Source organism: Pyramidobacter sp. YE332 (genome assembly GCF_033060595.1).
In the GTDB taxonomy this organism is placed as follows: Bacteria; Synergistota; Synergistia; order Synergistales; family Dethiosulfovibrionaceae; genus Pyramidobacter.
Window position 1 is genome coordinate 1,264,468 of sequence record NZ_CP133038.1, and the last position, 25,906, is coordinate 1,290,373.

A 25,906-nucleotide genomic window follows, 5' to 3' on the forward strand; every position below is an offset into this window, starting at 1 on the left:
TCGCCCCCGTTTGGATCCCGCCACTCGGGCCGTGATCGCCGCGCTCTGGATCGCTCTGGGGATTTTCGTGGTCTATCCGGCTCTTCGTCTGCTGTGGATCGCGTTCTGGGTCGACGGCAGATTCACCCTTGCCAATCTCGCGCCGGTCCTCACCAATTGGTACGACCGGCAGGCGCTGATCAACAGCTTGCTGCTGGGCGGCTGCGTGGCCGTTTCCGGCACGGTCTTGGGCTTTGTTTTCGCTTACGCGGTGACGCGCCTTTCTCTGCCGGGCTGGTTCAAATGGCTGCTTTCCATTATTTCCATGCTGCCGCTGATCTCGCCGCCTTTTACCAGCAGCATCGCGCTGACGCTCTCTCTGGGGCCGAACGGCCTTCTGATCAAGCTGCTCGGGCTCGAAAACTTCAACTTCTACGGCTTCTGGGGCACGTTCCTCTCGGAAACGCTCACGTTCTACCCCGTCGCCTTCATGACGCTGACGACGATCCTCAGCCGCATCGACTCCAATCTGGAGGACGCGGCCTATTCGATGGGGGCTTCGCCGCTGCGGGTCTTCCGCACGGTGACGCTGCCGCTGTCGGCGCCGGGGCTGGCGAACGCCTTTCTGCTCGTCTTCGCCTGCTCGCTGGCGGACTTCGCCACGCCGCTGGTCCTGGCCGGGCACGCGTTTCCCGTGCTGCCGACGCAGGCGTATCTGCAGATCACGGGCATGTACGACCTCAAGGGCGGCGCGGCGCTCTCCTTCGTGCTGCTGGTGCCCGCGCTCGTCGTCTACGCGCTCCAGTACTGCTGGCTGAGCAAAAAAAGTTTCGTGACCATCTCGGGCAAGGCCGGCGGCCGCAGCAGCGTGAAAGGGCCGGGGCCGTTCCCTGCGGCCTGCATCATCGGCCTGATCGCGGCGGTAATGATCTTCGTCGTCTACATCTACGCGCTGATTTTCTGGGGCTCGATCGTCAAGGTCTGGGGCATCAACAACGCGCTGACGTCGGAAAACTACGCCTACGTGTTCAACTTCGGGCGCAAGGCCATCAAAGACACGCTGATCATCGCCTGCATCGGCACGCCGCTGGGCGGCCTGCTCGCCGTTCTGGTCGGCTACGCCACAGAACGTCTGAAGGTCAAAGGGCATAAGACGCTGGAGACGGTCTCGCTGCTCAACTTCGCGCTGCCGGGCACGGTGGTCGGCATCGCTTACGTGATCGCCTTCAACGACAAGCCGCTGGTGCTGACGGGCACGGTTTCGATCCTTGTCGCTTCCTACGTGTTCCGCTATTCCTCCGCCGGTATCCGCAACGTCGTCGCCTCGCTGCAGCAGATCGACCCGTCCATCGAAGAGGCCTCGGCGAGTCTGGGGGCTTCCTCGGCGCGGACGTTCCGCAAGGTGACGCTGCCGCTGGTGCTCCCCGCCATACTGGCCGGCATGCGCTATCTGTTCATCCACTCCATGACGGCGATCAGCGCCACCATCTTCCTGGTCTCCGTGCGCTGGAGCCTGATCACGACGCGTATCCTCGAGTGCATGACCGAACTTCAGTTCGCGCAGGCGTGCGCCTTTTCGATCGTGCTGATCGTGCTTGTTTTTATCGCCAGCGGCGTGATGGCGCTTCTGGCCCGGCTTCTGTGCCGCACCGGCAATGCGGGAGGAGGAATTCGCTGATGTCCGTTTCACTGACTCTGAACGATATCAATAAAGTTTTCATGAAGGACGGAGAAAAATTTCACGCCGTCCAAAACGTTAATCTTTCGGTCACCACGGGAGAGTTTCTGACCTTCCTCGGCCCGTCCGGCTGCGGCAAGACCACGACGCTGCGCATGGTCGCCGGCTTTGAGATCCCCACCTCGGGGCAGATCCTCATGGGCGACGCGGACATCACCACCATGCCGGCCAACGAGCGCAACATCGGCTTCGTCTTCCAGAACTACGCGCTGTTCCCGCACATGAAGATCTTCGAGAACGTCGCCTACGGGCTCAAAGTCCGCGGCCTCGGCCGCGCCGAGATCGCCAAGAAAGTGCGCGAAGGGCTGGCGCTCGTGGGACTGGAAAAAGCCGAAGACCGCTATCCCAACCAGCTCTCCGGCGGCGAACAGCAGCGCGTGGCGCTGGCGCGCGTTCTCGTCCTGCGTCCCAAACTGCTGCTGATGGACGAGCCGCTTTCCAACCTCGACGCCAAGCTGCGGATCCACATGCGCGCGGAGATCCGCCGCATCCAGCAGGAACTGGGGCTGACCTGTCTCTACGTCACCCACGACCAGAAAGAAGCCCTGACCATGTCGGATCGCATCATGGTTATGAACCGCGGCCGCATCGAGCAGGTCGGCACACCTATGGACATCTACGCCGATCCGGCCTCGCCGTTCGTCGCCGACTTCATCGGCCAGGCCAACTTGATCCCCGGCGTCCTCGCCGCGGCCGAGGGCGACATGGGCGTCTTCGAAATTGCGGGCTGCCGGGTCAGGGCGCGACTCGGCAAACAGAACCCGCCGCAGGTCGGAAAGGACGCCCTGCTGATCGTACGCCCCGAGAACCTCAGCCTGGAAGGACAGGAGAACAGCCTGCCGATCTGCGTCTTGCGCTGCCTCTTCGAGGGCGATCGACTCGACTATCACGCCGAACTGGCGGTCGGCGATCCGCGCCCCGTCCTGAGCCTGTCCGTCCCCTTCCTGCCCGGCACCCAGATCTGCGCCGGCGGCGCCAGCGCCCAGGCCTCGTTCGATCCTCGCGGCGCCGTGATCATCGACACTCCCCGCCAGTAAACCGCAAAACACAACACAAAACTCTATATGGAAAAGGCGCGGCGATCGAAATCAATGATCGTCGCGCCTTTTCCGTCTCGCTGTTTCAGTTTTTTCTCCGCTGCGGAAGCGGCGTCATTTTTCTTGCTTTTGCATTTCTCCGCTTCTCCGCGTCAGTTCTTGTTTCCGTTTTTACTTGATTTTGCCCGAAGCGCGAAGCAGACGCTCCAAGCGCTCCATCCGCTCCTGCATTTCCTTCTGCGAAGCCTTCATCTCGGCGATTTCCTCGGCCTGATGGGAGTTGGTCTTCTCCATTGACGCCACCTGCGCCTGCAGCTGAGCGTTCTCCTTCTGCATCACGTAGACGCTGTTCATGGGGCCCTTGCGGTAGCGTTCGGGGATCGCCTCCTTGTCTGCCTTCCTGCCGATCTTCCACGTCAGCCCGGCGTTGGCCATCGACTCGCCGTGGTGCGAGACGGATACGCCGGCGTGCACCATGAAGTCTTCTTTCACGTAGTGCGCCCAGCCGAGGGCCAGAGCGTATTCGCCTTTGTAGGCTCCGAAGCCGGCCATGAGCTGGCTGGGTTCGACGGGGTCGTAGTGCATCGGTTTGAGCGCGGACAGGGCCGAGCCGAGCGCTCCGGTGGTCTTGATGCTGCTTCTCAGTTCGCCCATCTGGTTGTAGACGTTGCCGAAGTTGTTGTAGACGTTGCCGAACTGGCGGTCTACGGCGCTCAAGGCGTCGCCGACGGTGTTGTAGCTGCCGCCGCCTACGTACTTGAACTTGTAGGTGGGGGCGGAGACGGTGCCGTCGGGGGTGACGGAGGAGCCGCCGCCGAGGTGGGTGGCGAGGCTGCTTGCGGTTTTCCACAGCTGTGCGCCGTTGACTGCGTCATAGCTGTCGGAACTGATGTTCCCCGCGCCGACGTTGGTGACTTTCTCTTTCTTCGCGTCGAAGCCCTTGGCCGTCACTTTGCCGGCGAAGACGGGGGCGTCGACGACGCTCACGGTGACGTCTTTGCCGTTATGGGGGCGGGTGACGGCGACGTTCCTGCCGTTTTTGAACTGGACGGTGTCGCCGTTGCCGATGGGGGTGGAGGTGTCTCCGTTGGTCTGGAGGTTCCAGGCGCCGCTGCCGCCGCTGCCATTGGCGATGGCGTCCAGGATGTCCTGGTGCAGGCCGATGGTGACGACGCCGCCGGCGGGGGTGGTGGTGACGTTGGTGACGATCTGGTTGGAGGCGCCGACGAACTGGATGTTGGGGGTCTGGTTCTTGGCGAGGGTGACGGTGTGGCTGTGGGGGGTGCTCGCTCCGTCGCTGACGCTGAACTTTGCGGAGATGTTGGTGACGGGCGCGGTGGTGGTGTTGATCAGGGTCTGGAGTTTGGCGGGGTCGAGGCCGACTCTGAGGGTGCGTCCGCTGACGGCGGTGGTGATGACGTCGCCTGTGGGGATGATGTCGAGGCGTTTGTGCGCGCTGTCGAGGACGATGCCGGGGGCGGCTCCGGCGGGGTCGGCGCCGATGGTGTAGGTGGCGTTCTGTCCCGCGGCGAGGGTGGCCGCTTTCAATTGTCCTTCGGTGGCGGCTTGTCCGGCTCGTATGCCGGTTCCCCAGCCGGTGTCGAGGGTGGTGTTGCTCAGGCCTTTGACGGTGTTGCTTCCAGCGGCGTCGTTGATGGAAATGCCGCCGAAGGTCGCGTAGCCGTCGTAAAGGTAAGTCTTAGAAGCGCCAGCGGCGCCGACGGTCACTTCGGTAAAGTGCGGCGTCTGGCTGGTAGCGATCCTCACGGCGCCCAAGTCGTTCGTCAGAAGGATATTATCGCCCTTTTTGAAGTTGAGGATGTTGTCGGTCTTGCTGACAGTCTTCACGTCAGCCCCGTCGATCTGAACTTTCCAATCCTGCAGAGCGTTGTTGACTGTCGGCGTCAGATTGTCGATGTCATCCTTCACGAGTTTCAATTGCCCTTCGGTCGCGGCCTGGCCGGCGCGGTCGTTTTCGCCCCAGCCGGCGTCGAGCGTGGTGTTGCTCAGGCCGGCGATGGTGCCGGTCGCGCCGTTGAGTTTGATTTTGTTCGTTCCGCTCTTGACCGTAACGCTGGCGAATTCGGGATTCTCGACGATGACGTAAGTGATTTTCTTGTCGGTCAGTCCTACGGTCAGATTCTTGCCTGCCGCGAATTCGACGGTCGGGGGCGTCGCGCCGCCCAGGGCGACGTTCGACGTCGTGTTGTCGGCTTTCAGGTAGAAACCGCCCTGAAGCTTCGTGATGTTGCTGGTATTGGCTTCCACTGTACTGCTCACAGCTCGCAATTGGCGCAAGTTCACCGCGTCGGTAGGTTCCGTACCGTCAGCGAGGTTGATGATCTGACGCAGCTTGCCGCTGCCGGCTACCGAAACGGCGCCGAGAGTGATATCCTTCAGTTCGACGCCGCTGAAAGGGGCGATTGTGCTCGACGTAAACCCACCACGGTCGGCAGTGCTGGAGGAACCGATTGCAACGCTGCTGCCGACCTTCGCATCCGCTTTAGCGCCGTCTCCGAGTACTACAGCACCGCGACCGTACGCCTTCGCGCCGTTGCCCAAAGCGACGGACTCGCTGCCGCTCTGCGAGTTGGCGCCGATCGCGACGCCGCTGTTGCCGCTCTGTGATTTAAGGCCAATGGCGACGCCGCTGTTTGTCTCGACCTGTGACTCGGAACCAATGGCGATGGAATCGCTTCCTTTTGCTTTGCTCGATCTGCCGATCGCAATGGCCTTTTCTCCCGTGGCGCCGTCGTTGTTCCAGTTTGTGCTATCGGGGCTCGCGCCGTCGTCCGCTTTAACGGAAAAATAATGCACCCCACCGGCTGCCGTCCCTACCATTGCGACGACGGCCTTGAGCTGGGCCACGTTGACGGCGTCGCTGTTCTCCGTGCCAGCCGCTACACCGGTGATCTGACGATTGAACCGTTCGGACCAGGAGCTGTTGCCGCCTGTCGTCCGCCCAACAGCGACGGCGCTTCTCGTGCTTGCAGCGGTGTTCTGTACTGCCGCATCGCCGCCCATATAGACCGAGGTTTTATCGGCCACAGGCTCGCGGTCGGCGACGCTGTAGCTGCCGATAGCCACAGCGTCCGTCTTGTTACTCACGGCCCGTATACCCAGCGCCACGGAAGCGCTCACCTCGGGATGATCCTTGACTCCGGCAATGGCGTCCGTACCGATGGCGATGGAATCGTCTCCCAAAGCGCCCTGATAGCGGTAGTCCAGGTCCGTACGGCCGATCGAAATGCCACCCTTTCCGGCCGCATGCGAATCATGCCCCATAGCTACCGAAAAATCGCCTATGGCGTGCCCCTTCCGGCCGATGGCGACGGCCGAATCTCCCGTGGCACCGTCGTTATTCCAGTTGGTTCCATCGGGACTCGCGCTGTCGTCCGCTTTGACGGAGAAATAATGCACACTGCCGTCAGACGCGGCGAGGACAACTTCTTTTTGCTTTCCGTCGGCCGCCGCGGGAACTGCGCCGGCCGGCAGCGCCAGCGCCAAAGCGGCGCCAGCGACAGTCGCCGCGCAGAGCAGGGACCGCAGTGACACGCCGCAGCTCCCGCAGTTCCTGCCGTTGCGTTTCACCAGCTCCGAAACGACCACACGGCAGCCCCTTGCCCCGCTCCAGATGACTTGGTAAACCTTATTCATAAATACACTCTCCTTAGGCAATCATAAAATAAGCCGAAGAACCCGTCCTTCGGCAGTTTTTTTTCCTCAAGTTTTCGTTCGCATGGATCCCTTCCCGTCGCAAATTTTTCCGTTGCCTTCTCAGGACTTTCTTGACGCGGCCCTTTGGGCTTGTTTCAAACTCTTTTGAAGAATGTGAGCCGTCGTTCATGGTTTCGTTGAATGTAAACTGATAACTCTCATATATTCAAATTGTAATTAAACAGTGAATGGTATCATATCATCCCCCCCCCCCCCGCGTAAAGATGTCTTATTGTTTACATCCATTGTTTCCCTCACCTTCTCGCGCTCGACCGCGCAGGCTTACGCAACTCTATACGATGGCAAATATCCATCGGAAACTTGCAGAATACAAGAAAAAGAGGTCTCAAAAAAAAATGAACTGCCCCCAAAAGCTAGACTAGGAATCTAGCTTTTGGGGGCAGTTCAAAAATCAATTGAGGCGACCTCTTTACATTTCTCCGATGAATTCTATGCCGTACTAAAGTGCTACATATGAGAGGAATAAAATGCAGCATTTGTCTTTGAAGGTCGTTCTGTAATTTTGAGATAGCCTTTCCTTGTTTAAACCCAGGCTATGCTGGTGTTTTTCTTTAAAAAAGCGCCGGATGCTCTTGTTTCGAGGGACGTTGGGCGCTTTTTCGACAGCCGCCGTACGCCGCCTCATTTTTTGCGTTTCATGCGCAAAGACAGATGCCCCAGCACAGGCGAACGCTCCGGCGTGGGGACGGTGAGGTTCCGATCGATCCGCTGTCCTTTCTCGGAAACGTCGAGCAGAGAGGATTTGGAGCGCTGCAGGAGCTGGCTGGGATAGACGCTGCGGTGCCCGACGATCATAAACGACGTGACGCTGACGACCGCGGCGAACGGCGCGGCCTGGCCGCCCAGCAGTTCGACGGCCATGATCGTCGATGCGAGCGGCGCGTTGGCGCTGCCCGCCAGAACGCCGACCAGTCCCCAGGAGGCGTAGGCGATCGTGTTCAGCCCGAAGAACGAGGCAAAGGCTGCGCCGGCCGACGCGCCGATGAAGAAGATCGGCGTCACGACGCCGCCGCTGCCGCCGCAGGAGAGCGTCAGCACGGTCATGAGGATCTTCCAGAGCCATGCCCACGGGGAGACGCGGCCGCCGTGAAGCACGGAGACCATGCCCGCCTCGCTGAGTCCGAAATAGGAATCGCCGACGCACCAGGTCAGAGCGAGGATCAAAGCGGAACCGATCACAGCCTTCACGGTCAACGGCGCTTTCAGGTCATGAAACCATTTTTCGGAGAAGTTCATGATCTCGATGAAGCACAGGGAAACAAGGCCGAAGAAGACGCCGGCAGCTAAGGTCCAAAGGAAGTTCTGCGGCGAAAAGAGCGGCAGGTGCTCCGCCACAGGGAAAAACGAATATTTCAGTCCCAGCAGCAGCGCCGTGCGCCAGGCGACGACGCCGCTCAGGAACGAGGCGAACAGCACGTCGTAAAAGATCTGACCGATGTACAGGACTTCAAGCGCGAAGACCGCGCCGGCCACCGGCGTGCCGAACACGGCGGCAAAACCGGCGGAAACGCCGCAGACAACGAGTTTCTTTTTATCCAGATCGTTGAACTTCAGCAGCTTCGCCAGCGTCGAAGTCAGCCCGGCGGCGATCTGCGTGGCCGGGCCCTCCTTGCCCGCAGAGCCGCCGGCGGCGACCGTGACGATCGTGGTGATCATTTTCACCGGCACGACCTTGACGTCGATCTGCCCGGCCCGCTCGTGAACGGCCTCGACGACTTTTTCAGTGCCGTGCCCGCTGGCGTCCGGGGCCAGATAATGAACCATCAGGGCGCTGGCGGCAAGCCCCAGCGGCAGGATGGCGTAATGCCAGATTCCCGTCAGTTTCCCCGCAACGCCAATGGAGAACTCGAGCAGCTCCACGAACAGACTGACCGCGCCGCCGACGACAAGCCCCGACAGTACGGCCAACACCGTCCATTTGATCACGGCGTAACACAAAACGAACTCTTCCAAAAAAATGCGGATGCCTCTGTTGTCTTTACCCACTCTTCATCCCCCACTTATTCGATCGCGCCGGCAGCAAGCGCCCGACGCAGGATGCAGAACGCCGCCAGGTCGTCGACACAGCGCGGCGGCACCAACAGCGAAAGCGGCACGAGCCGTCTCAGCCCCCGCGGCGGGTGCATGTCCCAGTACAGCCGGCGCGCTTCCAACGTCGTGTTCAGCTCTTCGACAAGCTCAACTTCAAAATGGCGCGCCAGTTCCTGTACAAAGCGCGCGTGTCCGGTACCGTCGCCGCAGAAGACTTTGGCGATCTTTCCGTCTTCGGGGAGTTCCCCTTCGAGCAGCCATTCTTCGCAGCCTTTGCAGGAGCGAGCGGCTTTCAGGGCAAAATCCTCGAGTTCTTCCGCCGGAACAATCCCCGACGCCACGAGCGTGCCCTCAGCGCCGCCAAGCGCCCAGCCGAACTTCTGTCGTCCCGGATCGATGCCCAGATACATTTCAGCGATCCCCCGGTACTGTGCTGGCCCAGCGCGGATAGAGCCACAGCAGCCACTGCCCGGGATGTTCGCGGATCCAGGCGCTGATGCGGTCGTTGCACATTTTCAGACAGCTTTCTTCGTTTTCGCCGAACGCGGTTCCGGAGGGCTCCGCGAGCGCCGGCTCGAAAATCACCCGATGGGTAAAACCGTCGGGGTTGCGCACGATATGCGTCGGCACCACGGCCGCGCCGAACTTCGCGGCCAGCCGGGCCACGCCCGTCGGCGTGCTGGCCGGCAGCCCCAGGAAGGGGACGACAAGCCCCTGATCCTTGGCGTCCTGATCGTGAAGAACGCACAGCACTTCGCCGTTTCGCAGGCAGCGGATCGCGCCTTTCAGGCCCTGCCCTTTCTGCACGTTCCGCGAACCGGCCAGCGAACGAAGCTTCATGAGCAGGGCGGTGATACGTTGATCGCGCTGATTCGCCGCGACGACGTTGAGCGGATATTTTTTCGACACGCAGATGTTGGCGATCTCCCAGTTGTCGAGATGCCCCAGCAACAGGATGACCCCGCGGCCGCGGGCGAGCGCCTGCCGAAGGTTTTCTTCGCCCTGCAAAGCGACATACCGTTCGACGGTCGCCGCGATCTTGGGAAGGCGCAGCGTTTCCGCCACGGCCCGGCCGATATTGCGGTAGGAACGCAGGACGATCTGCCGCGCCGGCGTGACGCCGACGCCCAGCGCGCGCACGCAGCGCGCTTCCGCCTTGTCGACTCTGCTTTTGCAGACCAGCCACATGACCTTTCCCAGCGCGTCTCCCAGCCGGACCGCTGTTTTGTGCGGCAGCCGGCAAAAAATCGCTTTGAGAGCGCAAATCAAGTACCAGTAAAAATTCTGCATGGATTCTCCTCTCTCTGCGGCCGTCGTGAGAACGCCGCTTCGCGCAGCGCGCCGCAAAAAAGGACCGGAAACTGCCTCCGGTCCTCGTGCGCCGACAAATTACTTTCTTCGGGCCTGGTTGGCGACGGCTTCCGCCGCGGCCTTCGCGGCTTCGGGATCGCCAAGATAACGGTGCGAAACGGGGCGCAGGTTCTCGTCCAGTTCGTAGAGCAGCGGGATCCCCGTGGGAATGTTGAGCCCGACGATTTCCTCGTCGCCGGTGCCGTCCAGATATTTGACCAGCGCCCTGAGGCTGTTGCCGTGCGCCGCGACGATCAGCCGCCGCCCTGCCGCGATCTCCGGACAGATCACCTCGTTCCAATAGGGCAGAACGCGGGCGACCGTGTCTTTCAGGCATTCGGTCAAAGGCAGTTCGGCCGGGCTCAGATTCACGTACCGTGGGTCGTTGCCGGGATAGCGGGGATCGTCGCGCGTCAGAGGGGGCGGCGGCACGTCATAGCTGCGGCGCCAGATCTTGACCTGCGCCTCGCCCGCTTTTTCGGCCATTTCTGCCTTGTTGTATCCCTGCAGAGCGCCGTAATGGCGTTCGTTCAGACGCCAATCTTTGACGACCGGGATCCACATCTGGTCGAGCTCTTCCAGGGCGAGCCACAGCGTTTTGATGGCGCGCTTGAGGCAGGACGTGTAGGCTTTGTCGAACACGAAGCCTTCTTCCCTCATGAGCCTCCCGGCGGAACGCGCCTCTTCGATCCCTTTCTCCGACAGCGGCACATCGGTCCACCCGGTGAAACGGTTCTCTCGGTTCCATTGACTCTCGCCGTGACGCAGGAGAATTATCTTATAAGTCATGATCGCAGCCTCCAGAGAGTAAAAATGTTCTGTGCCGATAGATGTATTTTAGCTGAAAAAACAGCCGGCGTCGAGGATTTTCTCCGCGACAAATGCCGCTTCGTCTCCTGCGGGAGAAATAGAAAAAGCCCGTCCTCTCCGGACGGGCTGAAAACACGAAACGCTTTTACTTGGAGTAGAACTCGACGACGATCTGCTCATCGGCGATGTTGGGGATGTCCGCCCGTTCGGGCAGGCGAACGATCGTTCCCTTGCCGCCTTCGAGGGTCAGCCATGCGGGCTTGGAAACCGCTGCCGCCGCTTCGAGGTTCTGTTTGAGGACCACCATCTCGGCGCTGTTCTCGCGAACGGTGACGACATCACCGGGGTTGAGACGCACGCCGGGCATATCGACCTTGCGGCCGTTCACGAGGAAATGACCGTGGCGAACAAGCTGACGGGCCTGAGGACGGGTGACGCAGTAGCCGAGACGATAGACTACGTTGTCGAAGCGGCTCTCGAGCAGGACCAGCATGTTGCTGCCGGTAACGCCATCCATCTTCTTGGCGGCGACGTAAACGGCGCGAAGCTGTTTCTCGCTCACACCGTAGGCAAGGCGGATCTTCTGCTTCTCCTGAAGCTGAAGCCCATAAATGGACTGCTTCGCACGACGACGAGGCGCTCCTCCGGGAGGCGTGGCCTTCTTGGCAAGCAGCTTATCGTACTTGGGGTTGCCGAATACGTTGGCACCGAGCCGACGAACGATCTTCCCCTTGGGAGTGACCTTTCTGTTGACATTCTTGGACATTGATCATGTTACTCCTTCGCACAAAAGAAATTGGACGGATATTTCTTTCCAGCAGCCTGTAAAACTTACTTCAAAGATCAGTTTCTGTCAAGGAGAGAATCGAGTTTCTTCAGTATTTTATCTATGAAAAACGCGCCTCGTTCTCTTTATCCCTCGACAGATCCTCTATTTCGCTGCCGGATCGCCGTTCTTGTACGCCAAGGGGATGTTCAGAACAGGTTTCTTGCCGAGCCGGGAAAGTTTGAAAGTGAAAATTCGGCTTTGTCCTTCGATCGGTTTGTCGTCCATATCGAGGATATCGATCCTGGCTTTGTGCGTGCCGCTGCCGATCGCAACGGCCTGATCGCGGTCGTCGGCATAAAGGATCTTCCCCTCCCTGGAATCGATCGAGACCTGAACGGCCTCCATCGACTCGATCACCTGGCCGTCCCCGGTATAGGCCGTGTTCTCGACAAGAAAATCATAGGCTTTGCCGCGATCGTAGCAATACCAGCCCAGCGCCGCAAAAATCAAAACAATCGCAAGGTTTACGAGGATTCTTTTCATCTTCATTTCGTGCCTCCGTCCGCATTCTGACCGCGGAACTGCGCGCGGGCAATCTCACGATCGGCGTGCCGTCTCCAGGCATGGAGCACCAGCGCCAGCGAAATGATGCCGTACGACACAAAGACGCGGAAAAATTCGCCGATCTGTGCGTCGCCGGTCAGATACTTGCCGGCCATCGGCGAGACGACGAACATCAGATGGAACAGGATCACGCCGACGAACACGTTGAGGATCGAAGCGCGGCTGACGCTCGCGCCGCCGACCAGCAGCGAGGCGATGGCGAACACGCCGGCCTGTTCGTGGCTGTTATAGGTGTTCATCGTACCGACGTTCTGCAGGAAGATGATCTGTCCGTAACAGGCCAGCACCGTCGAGATCACGATGGAAATGACGCGGGTGCGGAGCACGGGAATGCCCGCCGAATCGGCCACGGCCATGTCCTGTCCGGTGGCGCGCATGTCCTGCCCCAGCTTGGTCTTGCGGAACCAGACGATGAACAGGCAGAAGAAGCCAATGACGACAAACGTCGCGACGGGGATCTGGATCCCAAAGATCTCAAGCGGGATCAAGTCGTCAAGGCAGCGGCGGATGTTGTCGAGGTTGATCGTGTTCCTGATCCCGTACCCTCTCGACAGCACCAGCTTGCTGTTCGTGATCGGCACGATGCTGCCGAATCCGTAGAGGACCGCCAGCTGGTACACGCCGTTCATGAAAAATCCCAGGATATACGACGTGACCATTTCGCGGCCGCGGGCCTTGTTCAGGACAACGCCGCAGATCCAGCCGAAAAAGATCGCCAGCGGCGTGGCGATGATCGCCGCGAGCACCATGCCGTTCAGGCCGACAACGTTCCAGTCGCTGACGAAGATCAGCCCGAGCTGCCCCGCCATGGCCCCCAGGACCATGCCGAAGTTCAGCCCCATCCCCGCCATGATGGGAACGAGCAGCGAGAGGACGAGGAACGAGTTGCGCGACAGACGGATCAGCATCTCCTGGGCCAGATAGTCGAGAGAGAAACGGGAGATCGGAATCGCAATCGCACTCACGACAAGAAAGACAATCGGCACCGCGTTCCTGATCAGGAACATCTTGATTTTATTCGTATTGTTCATCAGGATCTCACCTTCGTCACACGAGTCAGAGCGTACAGGATCATGCCATTCGACACGATAATGCGAATGACTTCAGACATATCAGTCTGGATCATACTGTTGATAACCGACGGCGTCATCGTCAGGATCCCCTGGAACAGGATCGTTCCGACGATCACGTTGACGATATTGGCTTTTTTCACGGAGGCGCCGCCGATCAGGATCGCGGCGACAGCCGGAAACGCCATGTAGAAAGGCCCCATATAGAGCTGGACGAAACCGAAGCACTGTTCGTACATGATGATGCCGATCGCGCCCAGCCATGTGGAAAGGATGACCGACAGCGTGCGCATCTTGTCGATGTTCACGCCGCTGGCACGGGCATAATCGGGATTGGAACCGACGATGGTCATGGCCGTCCCCGTGCGGGTCCTCATGAAAAGGGACATCAGAGCGCAGAGCAGCAGGAAGAAGAGGAACATTCCCGTGGGAAACGCCAGGAACTCGTTGATGCGAAACGCGCCGATGCTGCTGATGGCGTTCTGCCAGAAAGCTTCGATGGAAATGGTCGTGCGCAGTCCCTTGCCGGCGTAGCCCCAGACCATGTTCGGGCTCTTGTAAGGCAATACCAGCCACATGATGCACATCAAAGCGACGGACGAAAAGCCCACGTAGGTGGCGATCATCATCTCGCTGCCTTTGACCTTGTTGAGCAGAAGCCCGTAGCACCAACCGAGGACCACGGCGATGGGCGTGGCGATCAGCATGGCGGTGAGGATGCCCGGCAGTCCGGTGACTTCGAGCTCGACGCTCGTCACGGCGCCCAGCAGCCCGGCGATGATGCCGAGCGGCAGACCGAAATTGAGGCCGCAGCCCGACTGGACCATCGGCACCATGGCCAGCACCATGACGCCGTTCATGCCGAAGCGCACCAAAGTGTCGTTGATCGACGCGTCGAGACGCACGCCGACAAAAGGCGCAAGCACGAACAACGAGAGCAGGAACAACGCGATGAGGATTCGCGGCCAGCCAACATCCTCGATAAAATTCTTGATGTCTTTCATTGATTCGCAGCCTCCTCGCTGGTACCAAGCATCAGATAGCCAAACTCCTCCGAAGAAGCGGAAGCGGGCTTGATGCCGACGACCGTCCCCTTGTCGATGATCGCGATGCGGTCGCAGATCGAACGCAGCTCCTCCAGTTCGGAAGAGATCATCACGATGGTCATGCCAAGTTCGCGGTTATACTTCTTCAACGTATCGAGCACGACTTTCTTCGCGCCGACGTCGATGCCGCGCGTCGGTTCGGAAACGAAAAGCAACCGGGGATGCGTTTCGAAAGCCTTGGCCAGGCAGATCTTCTGCTGATTTCCGCCGGAGAGCTCGCGCACGCGCTGTTTCGGGCTGACGCACTTGATCTCCAGCTCCTGAATGTACTTTCTGGCGCAATCCAAAATGGCGCTGTCGTCGCGAACCTTCACCAAACCGCCGCACGACGATTTGAGAAAACGTTTCTGATTCTGCAATGACGTAAAGATGATATTCCACGCGATCGATTCGTCGAGCAGCAAACCGACGCCGCGGCGATCCTCGGAAACCGAGGAGATTCCCATCGACAAAGGCGAGGTCGGGTCGTTCAGCTGTACGGCCTTGCTGTCGAATTCCACCGAGCCTCCGGACGCATAAAGCCCCATGATGCCGTTGGAGATGCCAAGTTTCCCCTGTCCGGCCAGACCGCCGATGCCGAAGATCTCGCCTTCCTTGATGTCGAGATCGACGTCGCGCACCGTTTCGCCGGGCATATCGACCCATAGATTGCGGACCCTGAGGATCTCCCGCCCGAACTTGCGCTCCTCCGCATCGCCCTGAGCCGCCTTTTCGATGTTGCGTCCCACCATGCTGCTGGCGATCTCGCGCACGGTCGTCTTCGACGGCTCCGTCGTCAGCACCACTTCGCCGTCGCGCAGGACGACGATGTCGTCGCAGACTTCCATGACCTCGCGCAGGCGGTGCGAGATGAAGATGATGGCGATGCCGTTTTTGGCCAGCCGGCGCATCGAGTCGAGCAGAATCTCCGCTTCGCTCTCGGTCAAGACCGCCGTGGGCTCGTCGAGAACCAGAAGCTGCGTCTTGCTCTTGTCGATCTCGCGGGCGATTTCGGTAAACTCTTTGTGCCCGACGGGAAGTTCGGAAATGAGCGTCTCGCCGTCGAGCGAGAAATTCAGCTTTTTGATCGCCTCGGTCGCGCGAAGTTTCATGTCGGCGCGATTCAGCGTCTTCAGACGGTCGCCGAAAGCTTCAACCAGAGGATTGTAAACGAGGGACTCGCGATTGAGAACGATATTTTCCGTGACCGAAAAGCCGGGGATCAGCGAAAATTCCTGATGGACCATGCCGATGCCGGCTTCCAGCGCGTCGTTCGGGCTGTGGAAGTCCGCTTCTCTGCCGTTGATGTAAAATTTGCCCTCGTAACCGCCTGTTTCGGCGATCACGTTCATGCCGAACAGAATATTCATCAGCGTCGATTTCCCCGCGCCGTTCTCACCGACGAGACCAAGAATCCGTCCTTTAGCCAGGGAAAACGAGATATTCTTGAGAACTCGATTCCCGAAATAGGCTTTGCCTACCTGTTCCACACGAAGCAAAGGTTCTCCTCCCATGGACGAGTACCTCCTTTACCAGATAAACCGCCGTTCCAAGCGGTCAGAAATTGATCTATTACCTTTGATACTATTTCTCAATTAAAAAGCCGAACGCAAGGGCGCTGCGGGGAGATTCACAAAGCGAGCTGCGCAGACCGCGCAGCAGTCGAGGGAGTTCTGAGCGACTGAACTTCCCCGCAGCGCCCCCGAAAACTATGCCAATACTTTCATCAAGAATTAGTATAAGTACCGGACGATCGCTTAAAAAAAGGAGCGGGGGGAGGTCGAAAATTACTCCCCCGCTCCTTTTTCTGCCTAGAGTTTCATGTGCTATTTCAGCTGCAGATACTTTTCGGGAACGACCTCGTCGGTCATGTTGAGATAGCCCTTGCCGAAAATATAAGTATCCTGATAGACAAGGATGTTGTTCTTCAGCTCGAGCCCGGTGTTGGCGTCCATATAGACGGTACCGTTCCACTTTGCGCCCGGCGTGGCGCCGTTATAGGCGGCAAGGAGATCTTCGCGCTTGAAGTTGCGGCGGAAATTCTTGGGCGTCACATCCTTTTCGATGCAGGACTTGGCATATTCGCCAAGAGCAAGGGTCGTCGTAAACCCGTAGGAGTACGCCCACGTGCCCATGCGTCCGGCGCCGCCCTTGGCGACAACGGCGTCTTCCACTCTCTTCAAGATCGCGGGGAAATCGCCCGCCACGTCAGAGAGCTCGACGCCCAGCGCGCCGGGATAGCCCATCAGCGGAGAGGGAAGGTCGGCTTCAATGAAGAAACCCTTGCTCTCGGCAATCCTCTTCAGCAGAGGCTCGGTTTCGGCGTCGTTGGTGCAGAAGAACGCGGTATTGGGGCCGTACTTGTCAAGCCACTGCGGAACGTGCTCGAGGATGAACTGCTGCGCGCCGGCCACGCCGACGTCGCTGGTGGGATCGGGAGCGCTCTCGAAGTGATATTTCATGCCCAAATCGTTGCACGTGGCTTCCATGATCTTGGCGCGGCGGGACATGAGCTCATAGCTCATATGACGCGGGAAGGAAATATGGACGAAATCGGTGCAGCCCAGCTTGTGGGCGGCGAGGATGATCAGATAACCACGGGCGATGCTGTCGGAGTGAATGATAAGATCTCCCGAAGGCGCGATGACGCCGGGGTCCTCGTGGTTCTCGCCGGCAAACAGCAGGATGTCGGGCCGGGCTTCGCGAATACGGCGGAACGCCTCGGTCGTGCCGGGGATGGCCTGGTTAACGATGACGGCCTTCATCAGCGGATCGTCGGCGAACGAAGCGATCTGGGAGATCGTCGTTTCCTGCTCGGTCATGAAGTTGTCAGGATAGGTGATGTGCTTGATCATGCCGCCGTTGGCGACGTCGCCGTAACGCTTGATCAGCTCTTCCGCGCCGCGGAGATCGTCTTCGGACTGAGAAACCGTGCCCGTGCAGACGCCGATGTGGAACTTCGCGGGCTCCGCCGCCATGGCGGACACAGCCCCCGCAAACAACGCCGCGGTCAGCAGACCAACAACAAACTTTTTCATTACTTATCCCCTCCACATACATAAATTTTAGCAAGAAGAAATTCGCCTTTTCTTACTTGCATAGGAAAAGTTTACACGAGGAAGGAAATACCGTCAATCACGAGTCAGTTGTAAAAAAACGAAAACTAAACGTTGAATTTACTGCTAAAAATTTATGACGGTGTAACATGGTCGGATATGCGCATCGCATCTCTCCCAGAGATAAAAGCTTACGTCGACTTATCCAAGACTTTTTGTCAAATATTAAGATAATAAATACACAGCTCTATTAAAAATAACAGCTATTTCAAATTTAATGCAATGAAAACAAAAGAAAGATTCCGCGTGTCCCATATGCGGCAAGAACGCCGGACGCCCGCTCAAGGCCTTATTTTTTGCAAAAAAGGGCGAAGAAGCACGCTTCTCCGCCCCTCAAATATCGGCAAATATTTACTTCATGTCGAGATATTTTTCGGGAATGACCTCGCCGGTCATGTTGAGGTAGCCCTTGCCAAAGATGTAGGTATCCTGATAGACGAGGATGTTGTTCTTCAGCTCGAGGCCCGTGCTCGCATCCTTGTAGATCGTCCCGTTCCAGCTTGCGCCGGGAGTTTCCGCGTCGAAAGTTTTCAGAAGAGCGTCCATCTTGAAGTTGCGGCGAAAGTTTTTCGGCGTGACGTCCTTTTCGATGCAGCTCTTGGCGTACTCGCCCAGCGCCAAAGTGTTGGTGAATCCGTAAGAGTAAGCCCAGGTGCCCATGCGTCCGGAACCGCCCGCCTTGATCACGGCGTCCTCGACTCGCTTGAGGATCGCGGGGAAATCGCCCGCCACGTCAGAGAGCTCGACGCCCAGCGCGCCGGGGTAGCCCATCAGCGGCGAAGGCATGTCCGCTTCGATGAAATAGCCGCCTTTCCCCTCGGCGATCCTCTTCAGCAGGGGTTCGGTATGCGCGTCGTTGGTGCAGAAAAAAGCCGCCATCGGGCCGTACTTCTCGATCCAATGCGGAACTTTCTCGAGGATGAACTGCTGCGCGCCGGCCACGCCGACGTCGCTGGTGGGATCGGGAGCCGTTTCGAAATGGTATTTCATGCCCAAGTCGTTGCAGGCGGCCTCCATGATCTTGGCGCGACGGGAGAGGAGCTCATAGCTCATGTGGCGGGGGAAGGAGATATGGACGAAATCGGTGCAGCCCAGCTTGTGGGCGGCGAGGATGATCAGATAGCCGCGGGCGAGATCTCCGGCGTGAGTGACAAGGTCGGACGTGGGAGAGATGACGCCGGGATCCTCGTGGTTCTGCCCGGCAAACAGCAGGATGTCGGGGCGCGTCTCGCGAATACGGCGGAACGCCTCGGTCGTGCCCGGGATGGCCTGGTTGACGATAACGGCCTTCATCAGCGGATCGTCGGCGAACGAAGCGATCTGGGAGATCGTCGTTTCCTGCTCGGTCATGAAGTTGTCGGGGTAGGTGATGTGCTTGATCATGCCGCCGTCGGCGACGTCGCCGTAACGTTTGATCAGCTCTTCCGCGCCGCGAAGATCGTCCTCGGTCTGAGAAACCGTGCCCGTGCAGACGCCGATGTGGAACTTCGCCGACTCTGCCGCCATGGCGGACACGGCCCCCGCAAACAACGCCGCGGTCAGCAGACCAACAACAAACTTTTTCATTGTTATCTCCTCCGATACATAAATTTTAGCAAAAAAAAATCAATTTCACTTGCCGTTTAGACCTTACACAAATATTTCGGCATCGTCAATGACACTTTTATTGCAAACAAAACATGAACAAACATTAATTTACTATCCAGAAGCGCCGTCCTCGCGGGCACCGCACCGTCTGGACGGGCATAAACACAGAAGGGCGCTCAGTTTTCACTGAGCGCCCTTCTTTAGAAAAACTCATGCAAAATCCATACACGCTGTTTCCGAAACCACGAAGAATTAGTTGACCTGGTCTTTGAGGCCTTTGCCGGCGCGGAAAACGGGCACCTTCTTGGCGGGAATCTGGATCGTCTTCTTGGGATCCTGGGGATTGCGCCCCACGCGGGCGGCACGCTTGCGGACTTCGAATGTGCCGAAACCGACCAGCTGAACCCTGTCTCCCTTGGCAAGGGCCTTCTCGATCGCAGCAAAAGTAGCCGAAATCGCCTCGCCCGCCGCCTTCTTGCTCATTCCAGCATTTGCGGCAACTTCGTTGATCAGATCGTTCTTTGTCATTTTTCTCTGCCTCCTTAAATTATCAATACGAAAAGCCTGCATGAAAAGGGCGCCTCATAATGAGACGCCCTTATTCTAAACGCAATGTCACTGAAAGGTCAAGCCTTTTCGTTGCTTCCATGGCTGGAACGCCAAAAAAGACGCAGCGGAACGCCGGCAAAATCTCCCGCTTCGCGGATTTTTCTTGACAGATGGTTCTCAAAGCTCTTCGTCACGATCGAAGTGTCGTTGACGAAGAAGATGAACGTCGGCGGTACCGCGGCGCTCTGCGTGCAGTAATAGATCCGCAGCCGGCGTCCCGTGCCGTCCGTCGGCAGACGGTCAAAAGCCAGCATGTCGCGGATAATGCGGTTCAATACCGTCGTGCTGAATCTGGATTGGCGGCGCTTGTGCACCCGGCTGACCAGATCGAGCAGCCGGTGCAGACGGCGCCCGGAAACGGCCGACGTGAAAAGCACCGGCGCATGGCTGACGAAGCGGAACTCCTCGCGGAGTTTCCCGTTCACTTCGTCGCCGGTCTCCGGCGTGTTCGGCAGCAAATCCCATTTGTTGACCACGAGGACGACGCCCTTGCCGCGGGCGAGAATCTCCCCCACCAGACGCTGATCCTGCTCCGTCGCCAGTTCCCGCGCGTCCATCACGAAGACGGCCACGTCGCACTGGTCGACCGCGTCCATGGCCCGCACCGTCGAATAAAACTCGATGTCGTCCTTGACCCGGCTTTTGCGGCGCAGACCGGCCGTATCGACAATGCGGAAGCGTTCTCCCTTATACTCGAGCACGGCGTCGATCGAATCGCGGGTCGTTCCCGGGATGTCGCTGACCAGCGACCGCCGGCTGCCCGTCAGCGCGTTGAGGATGCTCGACTTGCCCACGTTGGGACGGCCGACGAGCGCCACGTTGATGACGCCTTCTTCCGCCCCCTGCGCGTCTCCTTTATCGCCCAGCATCTGCACGATCTGGTCCAAAAGCTCGTCAACGCCGCGGTCATGAAGCGCGCTGACCCCAACGACTTTTTCGAAGCCAAGCGAATAGGCTTCGACGACGTCGTCCTCGTGACTGAAGTCGTCTATTTTATTGACCGCGAGAATGACCATCGAAGAATGAGAACGAAGCACCTGGGCCACGTCTTTGTCCATCCAGGTGACGCCCTGACTGCCGTCGATCATGAAGATCACGACGTCGCTCTCTTCGATGGCCTGGAATATCTGATCTTTCATGCTCTCCATGATCGGGTCTTTGTCTTTCAGCAGCAGGCCGCCGGTATCGACCACGTAAAAACTTTTATCCTGCCATTGCACGCAGCCATACAAACGGTCGCGCGTAACGCCCGGCATATCGTCGACGATAGCCCGGCGTTCGCCGATGATCCTGTTGAACAGCGATGACTTCCCTACGTTGGGACGTCCGACGATCGACACTATTGCCATTGCATAACTCCTTCATGCGAGCGGATTTTCCGTCAGTCCGAGCAAACTTCGACGCTGGGGAAACCTCGGCGGGAACTCCGGATGGTGAAATATTTTTCAAGATAACGCCGCAACGGCGCCATGCGCGCGGTAAAAACGGTCAGCGCCGCGCCGGCCGCATCGGACTGCATGGTCGTAAAACCGGCTTCGTCAAGTCCGAAGACAAAGTCGTCCTTCTCTTTCCAGCCTTTCGGCAGCTCCATTCTGACCAGGTGCGAATAGGGGGGAAAAGAGAAGGCGCTTCTTTCCGCCAATTCCTCCCGCCAGAAATAGCTCCAGCCGGCCTGAAGAGATTTGAGAACCGACTGTCCGGGGCGGCGCGTCTGAAACAGAACTGTGCGCGTCCCCTGTCCCCGCCACAGGGATTCCTCGAACATGGAAAACGCGGAAAAGCGCGATGCATATTCGGGCTGACGAGCTTCGGCGTCAGCGTCCAGCCAGCCGATCAAAGCGGGACGCAGTTCGTCAAGCAGGCTCAGCGCTCGCCGCGAGCCGAGCAAAAGCCCGCCTTTTTGCTTCAGTTCGGCAAGCCGGCGGCGCCCGTCGGTCAGGTTCGCAGGATTCTCGGCGTGCCACAGGCACACGGGACTGGCGCCCAAAAGATTCTGCGCCATCGGCTGAAGCGCTTCCAGACCGGGAGAGGTGCCCTGGAACATCCGCCCGCCGCACTGCGGACAGACTTCGGGAACTCCCGCCCTGGCGCCGCAGAGAGGACAGCGCATCTCGTCCCGCTCAAAAACCATGGCGGCGCCGCAACGCGGGCACTGCACCGTTTGGCCGCAATCGGCGCACTGCAGTTCGCCGCTCACGCCGCGCCGGTCCAGAAGCCAAAAAACGACGCGCTTGTCGGCCGCATGCCGCAGCGTTTCCGTCACAAGCACGTCGGAAAGAGGCAGCGGAAACTGCACTCCCCTGAACGGAAGAAGCGAAGCGCCGTGGAGGTCAAGGATGCGCGCGACAGCCCGCGCCGGCGTTTTCCGCTCGGCCGGGCGGAAGTTTTTGAACACCCGCGACGACGGGATCCGCCCCCCACGACAAGACAGCCGCCGGAGGCGCGGGCGCGGGCCGCGGCAAAGCTCTTCAGCGAGAACGGCGGACGTTTTTTGCTGCGCCAGGATGGATTCGCTTCTTCGTCGACGACGAACAGTTCCGGCGCGGCAAGCGGCGCAGCTGCCGCTCCCGGACCGCCGACGATCACGGCGTCGTCGCGGGACAGGGCCCGGCGCCAGCTCTTCGTCGCCGCCTGAGCGCCCGACGCCGGCCACAGGATCAGGCGGTCCTTTGGGATCGCGCCGACCAGACTTTTGTAAAATCTTTGCGCCTGCTCTCGTTCCGGAAAGAGCGCCAGCGCGCCGCGACGACAGGCGAGGATCTTTTCGCGATAGAGCCGCCAGCGCTCTTCAGCGTCGTAACGATAACAGAATTCAAATGAGAACGGGATTTTTTCGCTCTCTCCGTACGGCACGAAGGGTTCTCCCCGCCAAAACGACGCCGGCATCAGCAGCCGCAGGATTTCCGACGGCGAACACAAAAAGGCCCGGGCAATTTCACGTACGGCCTGCAGATAAGGACGGTTCAGCACCGGCTGCGCGTCGAAGACCCGCAGAACGTTTTTCAGCGGGATCGACGCCGCGGACTGCGTCCTTCCCGCCGCAAGGCCGACACGGACGCCTTGTCCCATGGGAACGAGCACTCGCGCGCCGGGCGGCACGTCGCGGTCTGTTTGATACGTCAGTTCATGCCACCATGGCCCGGGGATCAAAACCTGCAGTTGAAGCATGCTCCGAGCCCGAGACCGCTTTTATTTCCGACGGCCGTCGGCAGCTTCGGAACTTTTTTTCTCCGCGGCGCGCTCCAGATTCTTCTGTTCTTCTTCGAACGCCGCTTCCGACTCCAACTCGTTCTCGATGGCGTCGGGGATCGTTTCGGTCTGCAGCTGCACGCTGACGTTTCCATCTTCCATGTCGCACAGCGCCAAAGAGATGGCCTTTTCGCCGGGGTGTTTCTCAAGGATCCCGTTGACACCCTTCACTTCGCTGATCTGACGCGCCCTCTGCGCGATGACCGCCGTGAGAAGATACTTGTTGTGCACGTTCACGTTGTCCATAATTTTATCCAGATTATGAAAATTCATTTTACCTCTCCTCAAAGAGCCTGACGGCGCTGCTCCACGAAACGGCACACGCGCTCTACCGCTTCGTCCAGGGAATCGTTGACCACCACGAAATCGTAGCGGTCCCGCTGTTTCATTTCTTCGACGGCGTTCCGAAGGCGAAGCCGCAGCTCGGCTTCGCCTTCGGTATGCCGCCCTCTGAGACGTTCTTCAAGGACTTCGATGGACGGCGGCACAACGAAAAGAGTCACGGCTTCGGGCATCTTTTTCTTGACCTGAAGCGCTCCTTGCACATCGATCTCCAGAAACATGTCCTTGCCTTCGTTCAAGACTTTTTCCACATCGCTTTTCAGAGTTCCGTAGCGGTGACGATGCACGTCGGCCCATTCCAGGAAGTCTCCCGCCGCGATATGCGCCGCAAAGTCGTCCGGCGTGATGAAACGATAGTCTACGCCGTCCCGTTCTCCCTCGCGCGGAGCACGGGTGGTACAGGAAACGGAATAGCTCAATCCGTCAAGCGCCTCGAAAACTCTGGCACGGATCGTGCCTTTTCCGGCGCCGCTGGGTCCGGAAAGGACAAACAGCGTGCCCTTTCTATTCTTCGTCATCGGCGCTGTCCCCTTCTGAAATACGGTTGACGATGGTTTCCGGCTGGATAGCCGAAAGCAGGACGTGGTTGCTGTCCGTCACGATGATCGCTCTTGTTTTGCGCCCTTTCGTGGCGTCGATCAGACGTCCGGCCGCGCGCGCCTCTTCCTTGAGCCTTTTGACGGGAGAAGAGGCGGGTTGGATGATCGCCACGATCCGTTCGGCCACGATCATATTGCCGAAGCCGACATGCACAAGCGTTCGCGCCATGGCCTACTCCACGTTCTGGATCTGCTCGCGGATGCGTTCGAGCAGCGCTTTGCCGTCCACCACAAGCCAGCGAAGCTCGGTGCTGGCCGACTTGGAGCCCATCGTGTTGATTTCCCGGTTCATCTCCTGCACCAGAAAATCCAGCTTGCGTCCCACCGGGCCGCCGCTTTTCAAAAGCGTGCGGAACTGGGACGTATGGCTGGACGAACGGGTCAATTCTTCGGAGATGTCCCACTTATCCGCCAGGATCACGAGTTCCTGGGCAAGACGCGCGGGATCCGCCTCATAGCCGAGCTGCGCGATCGTTTTCGTGATCTTGGCGCGATAGTCGTCGAAAAACTGCGGCGAGATGCTCTGCCACCGAGCGGCGATTTTTTCCAGAAGGCTGTCGTACTCTTCGAGATTCTGCATGATATCGCGCTCAAGCGCTTCGCCTTCGACCCCGCGCATTTTTATCAGGCCGTCCGCACACTGATCCAGCAGTTCGAACAACGCCGACTGGACTTCGCCGGAGGTTTTGTCCATCAGGGAAGAGGACTCGGTGACGCCGGGCAGACAGAGCAAACTTGTCACCGCAGGCACCGGTCCGCCAAGCTCGCCCTGCAGTTCCTGAATCTCCCGGTAATAGTCCCGCAGGACGTCGCCGTTCAGGCGTTCGCGCATCAGCGCCGGCGCCCATCTGATCTCCGCGCGCGCCACGACTTTGCCGCGCGCCAGACGGCCGCGCAGGGCGTTTTGGATCAGCGGTTCAAAACTCGAGAGTTCCCGGTCGGCACGCACGGCGATTTCCAGATAACGGGAATTGACGCTGGAAAGTTCCACGGCAAGGGTTCCCCATGGAAAGTCTTGCCTGACGCGATGAAAACCTGTCATGCTGTAAAGCATTGTTTTTCTCCTTTCCTCAGCTGCGGCGCACGGCAAGCCAATCGAAGACTCCCCACAGGCTTTCGACGCCTTCGCCCGTCAGCGCGCTTAAGGCGCAGACCGGCAGCCCGTCATGCCTCAGCTGCGCTTTGATCCGTTCGACCCGAAAGAGTCCCGAACGATCGATCTTGTTCAGCACCACGGCCCTTGGGAGCGCGGCCGCGCCGATCTCGTCAAGAGTCTGCTGGATCACGTCGTACGTCGCCGTCACATCGGGATCGTTGGCGTCAAGCACCACAAGAAGCATATCCGCCTGGCAGGCTTCTTCCAAGGTCGTTCGGAAGGCGGCGATCAGTTCCGGCGGAAGCTCGCGGATGAATCCCACGGTATCGGCCATGAGGATGTTCCTCCCCGACGGCAGACGAACCGAACGGACCGTCGTATCCAGCGTCGCGAAGAGCTGATCGGCGGCGTAAAGTTTCTTGTCGCCGCTGAGACGTTTCAGCAGCGTGGTTTTGCCGCTGTTCGTGTAACCTACCAGAGCCACCGTGGGGATGCCGCTGCGGCGGCGCTGCTTCCGCTGTCCCTGGCGGCGCTTTTTCATCTCCTCCAGTTTGCGGGAAGCTTCGACGATGCGGGCCTGCAGCTTGCGGCGATGCCGTTCGAACTCGGTTTCGCCGGGGCCGCGCGTGCCGATTCCGGCTCCGGCGTTCGACATCTGCTTTCCCAATCCGCGGATGTGAGGCATCTCGTAACGGCACCGCGCCAGATCCACCTGGAGTTTGGCCTCGGCGGTCGAGGCGCGGCGTTCGAAGATCTTCATGATGACCAGCGCCCGGTCCCACACCTCGCAGTCGGTTTTCCGCCGCATGTTGCTCAGCTGGATCGGCATCAACAGGTCGTTGCAGACGATCAGATCGGCTTCCGAGGCCTGGGTCAGGATTTTCAGCTCGTCCACCTTGCTGGCTCCCAGCAGAAAAGCGGGATCGGGGCGATCCCTTTTCTGCGTCGCCACGGCCACGACTTCTACGTCGAGGTTCGCCAGCAACAGGCGCAATTCTTCCAGAAGCAATTCCAGATCGTCGCGCAGCGACAGTTCCAGACCGGTGATCACCGCGCGGCGGCGCCCCTCCACGCGAT

At 59.3% G+C, this 25,906-nt stretch carries 23 protein-coding genes; 2 read left to right on the forward strand and 21 right to left on the reverse strand.

The window, feature by feature from the left end; genetic code table 11:
• Positions 1-10 precede the first annotated feature (10 nt).
• Positions 11-1,657 carry an iron ABC transporter permease gene (locus RAH42_RS05905; protein ID WP_317540165.1) on the forward strand — a complete coding sequence of 549 codons (1,647 nt, stop codon included), beginning with the start codon at positions 11-13 and terminating at the stop codon, positions 1,655-1,657.
• Positions 1,657-2,754 carry an ABC transporter ATP-binding protein gene (locus RAH42_RS05910; protein WP_317540166.1) on the forward strand — a complete coding sequence of 366 codons (1,098 nt, stop codon included), beginning with the start codon at positions 1,657-1,659 and terminating at the stop codon, positions 2,752-2,754. The genes RAH42_RS05905 and RAH42_RS05910 overlap by 1 nt, the downstream gene beginning before the upstream one ends.
• Positions 2,755-2,925: 171 nt before the next feature.
• Here the strand turns inward: RAH42_RS05910 and RAH42_RS05915 are convergent, their stop codons facing one another.
• From RAH42_RS05915 to hflX, 21 genes are all read right to left on the reverse strand, one after another.
• Positions 2,926-6,411, reverse strand: coding sequence for an ESPR-type extended signal peptide-containing protein (locus RAH42_RS05915; RefSeq protein WP_317540167.1), 3,486 nt, complete (start codon positions 6,409-6,411; stop codon positions 2,926-2,928).
• A 702-nt stretch (positions 6,412-7,113) separates the two neighbouring features.
• Complete coding sequence (locus tag RAH42_RS05920) at positions 7,114-8,478, reverse strand: chloride channel protein (RefSeq protein WP_317540168.1); 1,365 nt, start codon at positions 8,476-8,478, stop codon at positions 7,114-7,116.
• A 14-nt stretch (positions 8,479-8,492) separates the two neighbouring features.
• Positions 8,493-8,933 (reverse strand): endonuclease, encoded by a 441-nt coding sequence (locus RAH42_RS05925; RefSeq protein ID WP_317540169.1) that lies wholly within the window; start codon positions 8,931-8,933, stop codon positions 8,493-8,495.
• Between the two features lies 1 nt (position 8,934).
• Positions 8,935-9,813 carry a lysophospholipid acyltransferase family protein gene (locus RAH42_RS05930; RefSeq protein WP_296429082.1) on the reverse strand — a complete coding sequence of 293 codons (879 nt, stop codon included), beginning with the start codon at positions 9,811-9,813 and terminating at the stop codon, positions 8,935-8,937.
• Positions 9,814-9,912: 99 nt separating this feature from the next.
• Positions 9,913-10,662: a 2,3-diphosphoglycerate-dependent phosphoglycerate mutase gene (gene gpmA / locus RAH42_RS05935; RefSeq protein WP_317540170.1), complete on the reverse strand. Its 750-nt coding sequence runs from the start codon at positions 10,660-10,662 to the stop codon at positions 9,913-9,915.
• Positions 10,663-10,828: 166 nt separating this feature from the next.
• The gene (gene rpsD, locus RAH42_RS05940) at positions 10,829-11,449 is read right to left on the reverse strand and encodes a 30S ribosomal protein S4 (protein ID WP_120371918.1); all 621 of its coding nucleotides are present in this window, start codon (positions 11,447-11,449) and stop codon (positions 10,829-10,831) included.
• Positions 11,450-11,614: 165 nt separating this feature from the next.
• Entirely contained in the window at positions 11,615-12,001 is a 387-nt protein-coding gene (locus RAH42_RS05945) for a DUF6672 family protein (protein WP_317540171.1), read from the reverse strand.
• Positions 11,998-13,107, reverse strand: coding sequence for an ABC transporter permease (locus RAH42_RS05950; protein WP_317540172.1), 1,110 nt, complete (start codon positions 13,105-13,107; stop codon positions 11,998-12,000). Before RAH42_RS05950 ends, RAH42_RS05945 begins: the two co-directional genes overlap by 4 nt.
• Positions 13,107-14,150, reverse strand: a complete 1,044-nt coding sequence (locus tag RAH42_RS05955; RefSeq protein ID WP_317540173.1) for an ABC transporter permease — start codon at positions 14,148-14,150, stop codon at positions 13,107-13,109. The genes RAH42_RS05950 and RAH42_RS05955 overlap by 1 nt, the downstream gene beginning before the upstream one ends.
• Positions 14,147-15,745, reverse strand: coding sequence for a sugar ABC transporter ATP-binding protein (locus RAH42_RS05960; RefSeq protein WP_296428524.1), 1,599 nt, complete (start codon positions 15,743-15,745; stop codon positions 14,147-14,149). Before RAH42_RS05960 ends, RAH42_RS05955 begins: the two co-directional genes overlap by 4 nt.
• 312 nt (positions 15,746-16,057) lie before the next feature.
• Complete coding sequence (locus RAH42_RS05965) at positions 16,058-17,269, reverse strand: DUF3798 domain-containing protein (RefSeq protein WP_078016154.1); 1,212 nt, start codon at positions 17,267-17,269, stop codon at positions 16,058-16,060.
• A gap of 429 nt (positions 17,270-17,698) precedes the next feature.
• Complete coding sequence (locus RAH42_RS05970; RefSeq protein ID WP_296428526.1) at positions 17,699-18,913, reverse strand: DUF3798 domain-containing protein; 1,215 nt, start codon at positions 18,911-18,913, stop codon at positions 17,699-17,701.
• Between the two features lie 273 nt (positions 18,914-19,186).
• The gene (locus RAH42_RS05975) at positions 19,187-19,504 is read right to left on the reverse strand and encodes an HU family DNA-binding protein (protein ID WP_255415964.1); all 318 of its coding nucleotides are present in this window, start codon (positions 19,502-19,504) and stop codon (positions 19,187-19,189) included.
• Between the two features lie 56 nt (positions 19,505-19,560).
• Positions 19,561-20,892, reverse strand: a complete 1,332-nt coding sequence (gene der / locus RAH42_RS05980; RefSeq protein WP_296428532.1) for a ribosome biogenesis GTPase Der — start codon at positions 20,890-20,892, stop codon at positions 19,561-19,563.
• Between the two features lie 32 nt (positions 20,893-20,924).
• Positions 20,925-21,839 carry a hypothetical protein gene (locus RAH42_RS05985; protein WP_317540174.1) on the reverse strand — a complete coding sequence of 305 codons (915 nt, stop codon included), beginning with the start codon at positions 21,837-21,839 and terminating at the stop codon, positions 20,925-20,927.
• Positions 21,803-22,711: a hypothetical protein gene (locus RAH42_RS05990; protein WP_317540175.1), complete on the reverse strand. Its 909-nt coding sequence runs from the start codon at positions 22,709-22,711 to the stop codon at positions 21,803-21,805. The genes RAH42_RS05985 and RAH42_RS05990 overlap by 37 nt, the downstream gene beginning before the upstream one ends.
• 21 nt (positions 22,712-22,732) lie before the next feature.
• Complete coding sequence (locus RAH42_RS05995) at positions 22,733-23,065, reverse strand: DNA-directed RNA polymerase subunit omega (protein WP_078016149.1); 333 nt, start codon at positions 23,063-23,065, stop codon at positions 22,733-22,735.
• Positions 23,066-23,076: 11 nt separating this feature from the next.
• The gene (gene gmk, locus RAH42_RS06000; protein WP_078016148.1) at positions 23,077-23,652 is read right to left on the reverse strand and encodes a guanylate kinase; all 576 of its coding nucleotides are present in this window, start codon (positions 23,650-23,652) and stop codon (positions 23,077-23,079) included.
• Positions 23,639-23,902 carry a DUF370 domain-containing protein gene (locus tag RAH42_RS06005; protein ID WP_009163576.1) on the reverse strand — a complete coding sequence of 88 codons (264 nt, stop codon included), beginning with the start codon at positions 23,900-23,902 and terminating at the stop codon, positions 23,639-23,641. Before RAH42_RS06005 ends, gmk begins: the two co-directional genes overlap by 14 nt.
• A gap of 3 nt (positions 23,903-23,905) precedes the next feature.
• Positions 23,906-24,775: a YicC/YloC family endoribonuclease gene (locus RAH42_RS06010; protein WP_317540176.1), complete on the reverse strand. Its 870-nt coding sequence runs from the start codon at positions 24,773-24,775 to the stop codon at positions 23,906-23,908.
• Positions 24,776-24,803: 28 nt separating this feature from the next.
• A complete protein-coding gene (gene hflX / locus RAH42_RS06015; RefSeq protein ID WP_317540177.1) occupies positions 24,804-25,901 on the reverse strand; it encodes a GTPase HflX in 1,098 nt (365 codons plus the stop codon).
• Between the last annotated feature and the right edge of the window lie 5 nt (positions 25,902-25,906).

Excerpts from the sequence above, each read along its gene's own strand:
- RAH42_RS05910 (WP_317540166.1), top strand. The coding sequence starts at position 1,657 with ATGTCCGTTTCACTGACTCTGAACGATATCAATAAAGTTTTCATGAAG.
- RAH42_RS05915 (WP_317540167.1), bottom strand. The coding sequence starts at position 6,411 with ATGAATAAGGTTTACCAAGTCATCTGGAGCGGGGCAAGGGGCTGCCGT.
- RAH42_RS05925 (WP_317540169.1), bottom strand. The coding sequence starts at position 8,933 with ATGTATCTGGGCATCGATCCGGGACGACAGAAGTTCGGCTGGGCGCTT.
- RAH42_RS05930 (WP_296429082.1), bottom strand. The coding sequence starts at position 9,813 with ATGCAGAATTTTTACTGGTACTTGATTTGCGCTCTCAAAGCGATTTTT.
- gpmA (WP_317540170.1), bottom strand. The coding sequence starts at position 10,662 with ATGACTTATAAGATAATTCTCCTGCGTCACGGCGAGAGTCAATGGAAC.
- rpsD (WP_120371918.1), bottom strand. The coding sequence starts at position 11,449 with ATGTCCAAGAATGTCAACAGAAAGGTCACTCCCAAGGGGAAGATCGTT.
- RAH42_RS05945 (WP_317540171.1), bottom strand. The coding sequence starts at position 12,001 with ATGAAGATGAAAAGAATCCTCGTAAACCTTGCGATTGTTTTGATTTTT.
- RAH42_RS05950 (WP_317540172.1), bottom strand. The coding sequence starts at position 13,107 with ATGAACAATACGAATAAAATCAAGATGTTCCTGATCAGGAACGCGGTG.
- RAH42_RS05955 (WP_317540173.1), bottom strand. The coding sequence starts at position 14,150 with ATGAAAGACATCAAGAATTTTATCGAGGATGTTGGCTGGCCGCGAATC.
- RAH42_RS05960 (WP_296428524.1), bottom strand. The coding sequence starts at position 15,745 with ATGGGAGGAGAACCTTTGCTTCGTGTGGAACAGGTAGGCAAAGCCTAT.
- RAH42_RS05965 (WP_078016154.1), bottom strand. The coding sequence starts at position 17,269 with ATGAAAAAGTTTGTTGTTGGTCTGCTGACCGCGGCGTTGTTTGCGGGG.
- RAH42_RS05970 (WP_296428526.1), bottom strand. The coding sequence starts at position 18,913 with ATGAAAAAGTTTGTTGTTGGTCTGCTGACCGCGGCGTTGTTTGCGGGG.
- RAH42_RS05975 (WP_255415964.1), bottom strand. The coding sequence starts at position 19,504 with ATGCAGGCTTTTCGTATTGATAATTTAAGGAGGCAGAGAAAAATGACA.
- der (WP_296428532.1), bottom strand. The coding sequence starts at position 20,892 with ATGGCAATAGTGTCGATCGTCGGACGTCCCAACGTAGGGAAGTCATCG.
- RAH42_RS05990 (WP_317540175.1), bottom strand. The coding sequence starts at position 22,711 with ATGCTTCAACTGCAGGTTTTGATCCCCGGGCCATGGTGGCATGAACTG.
- RAH42_RS05995 (WP_078016149.1), bottom strand. The coding sequence starts at position 23,065 with ATGAATTTTCATAATCTGGATAAAATTATGGACAACGTGAACGTGCAC.
- gmk (WP_078016148.1), bottom strand. The coding sequence starts at position 23,652 with ATGACGAAGAATAGAAAGGGCACGCTGTTTGTCCTTTCCGGACCCAGC.
- RAH42_RS06005 (WP_009163576.1), bottom strand. The coding sequence starts at position 23,902 with ATGGCGCGAACGCTTGTGCATGTCGGCTTCGGCAATATGATCGTGGCC.
- RAH42_RS06010 (WP_317540176.1), bottom strand. The coding sequence starts at position 24,775 with ATGACAGGTTTTCATCGCGTCAGGCAAGACTTTCCATGGGGAACCCTT.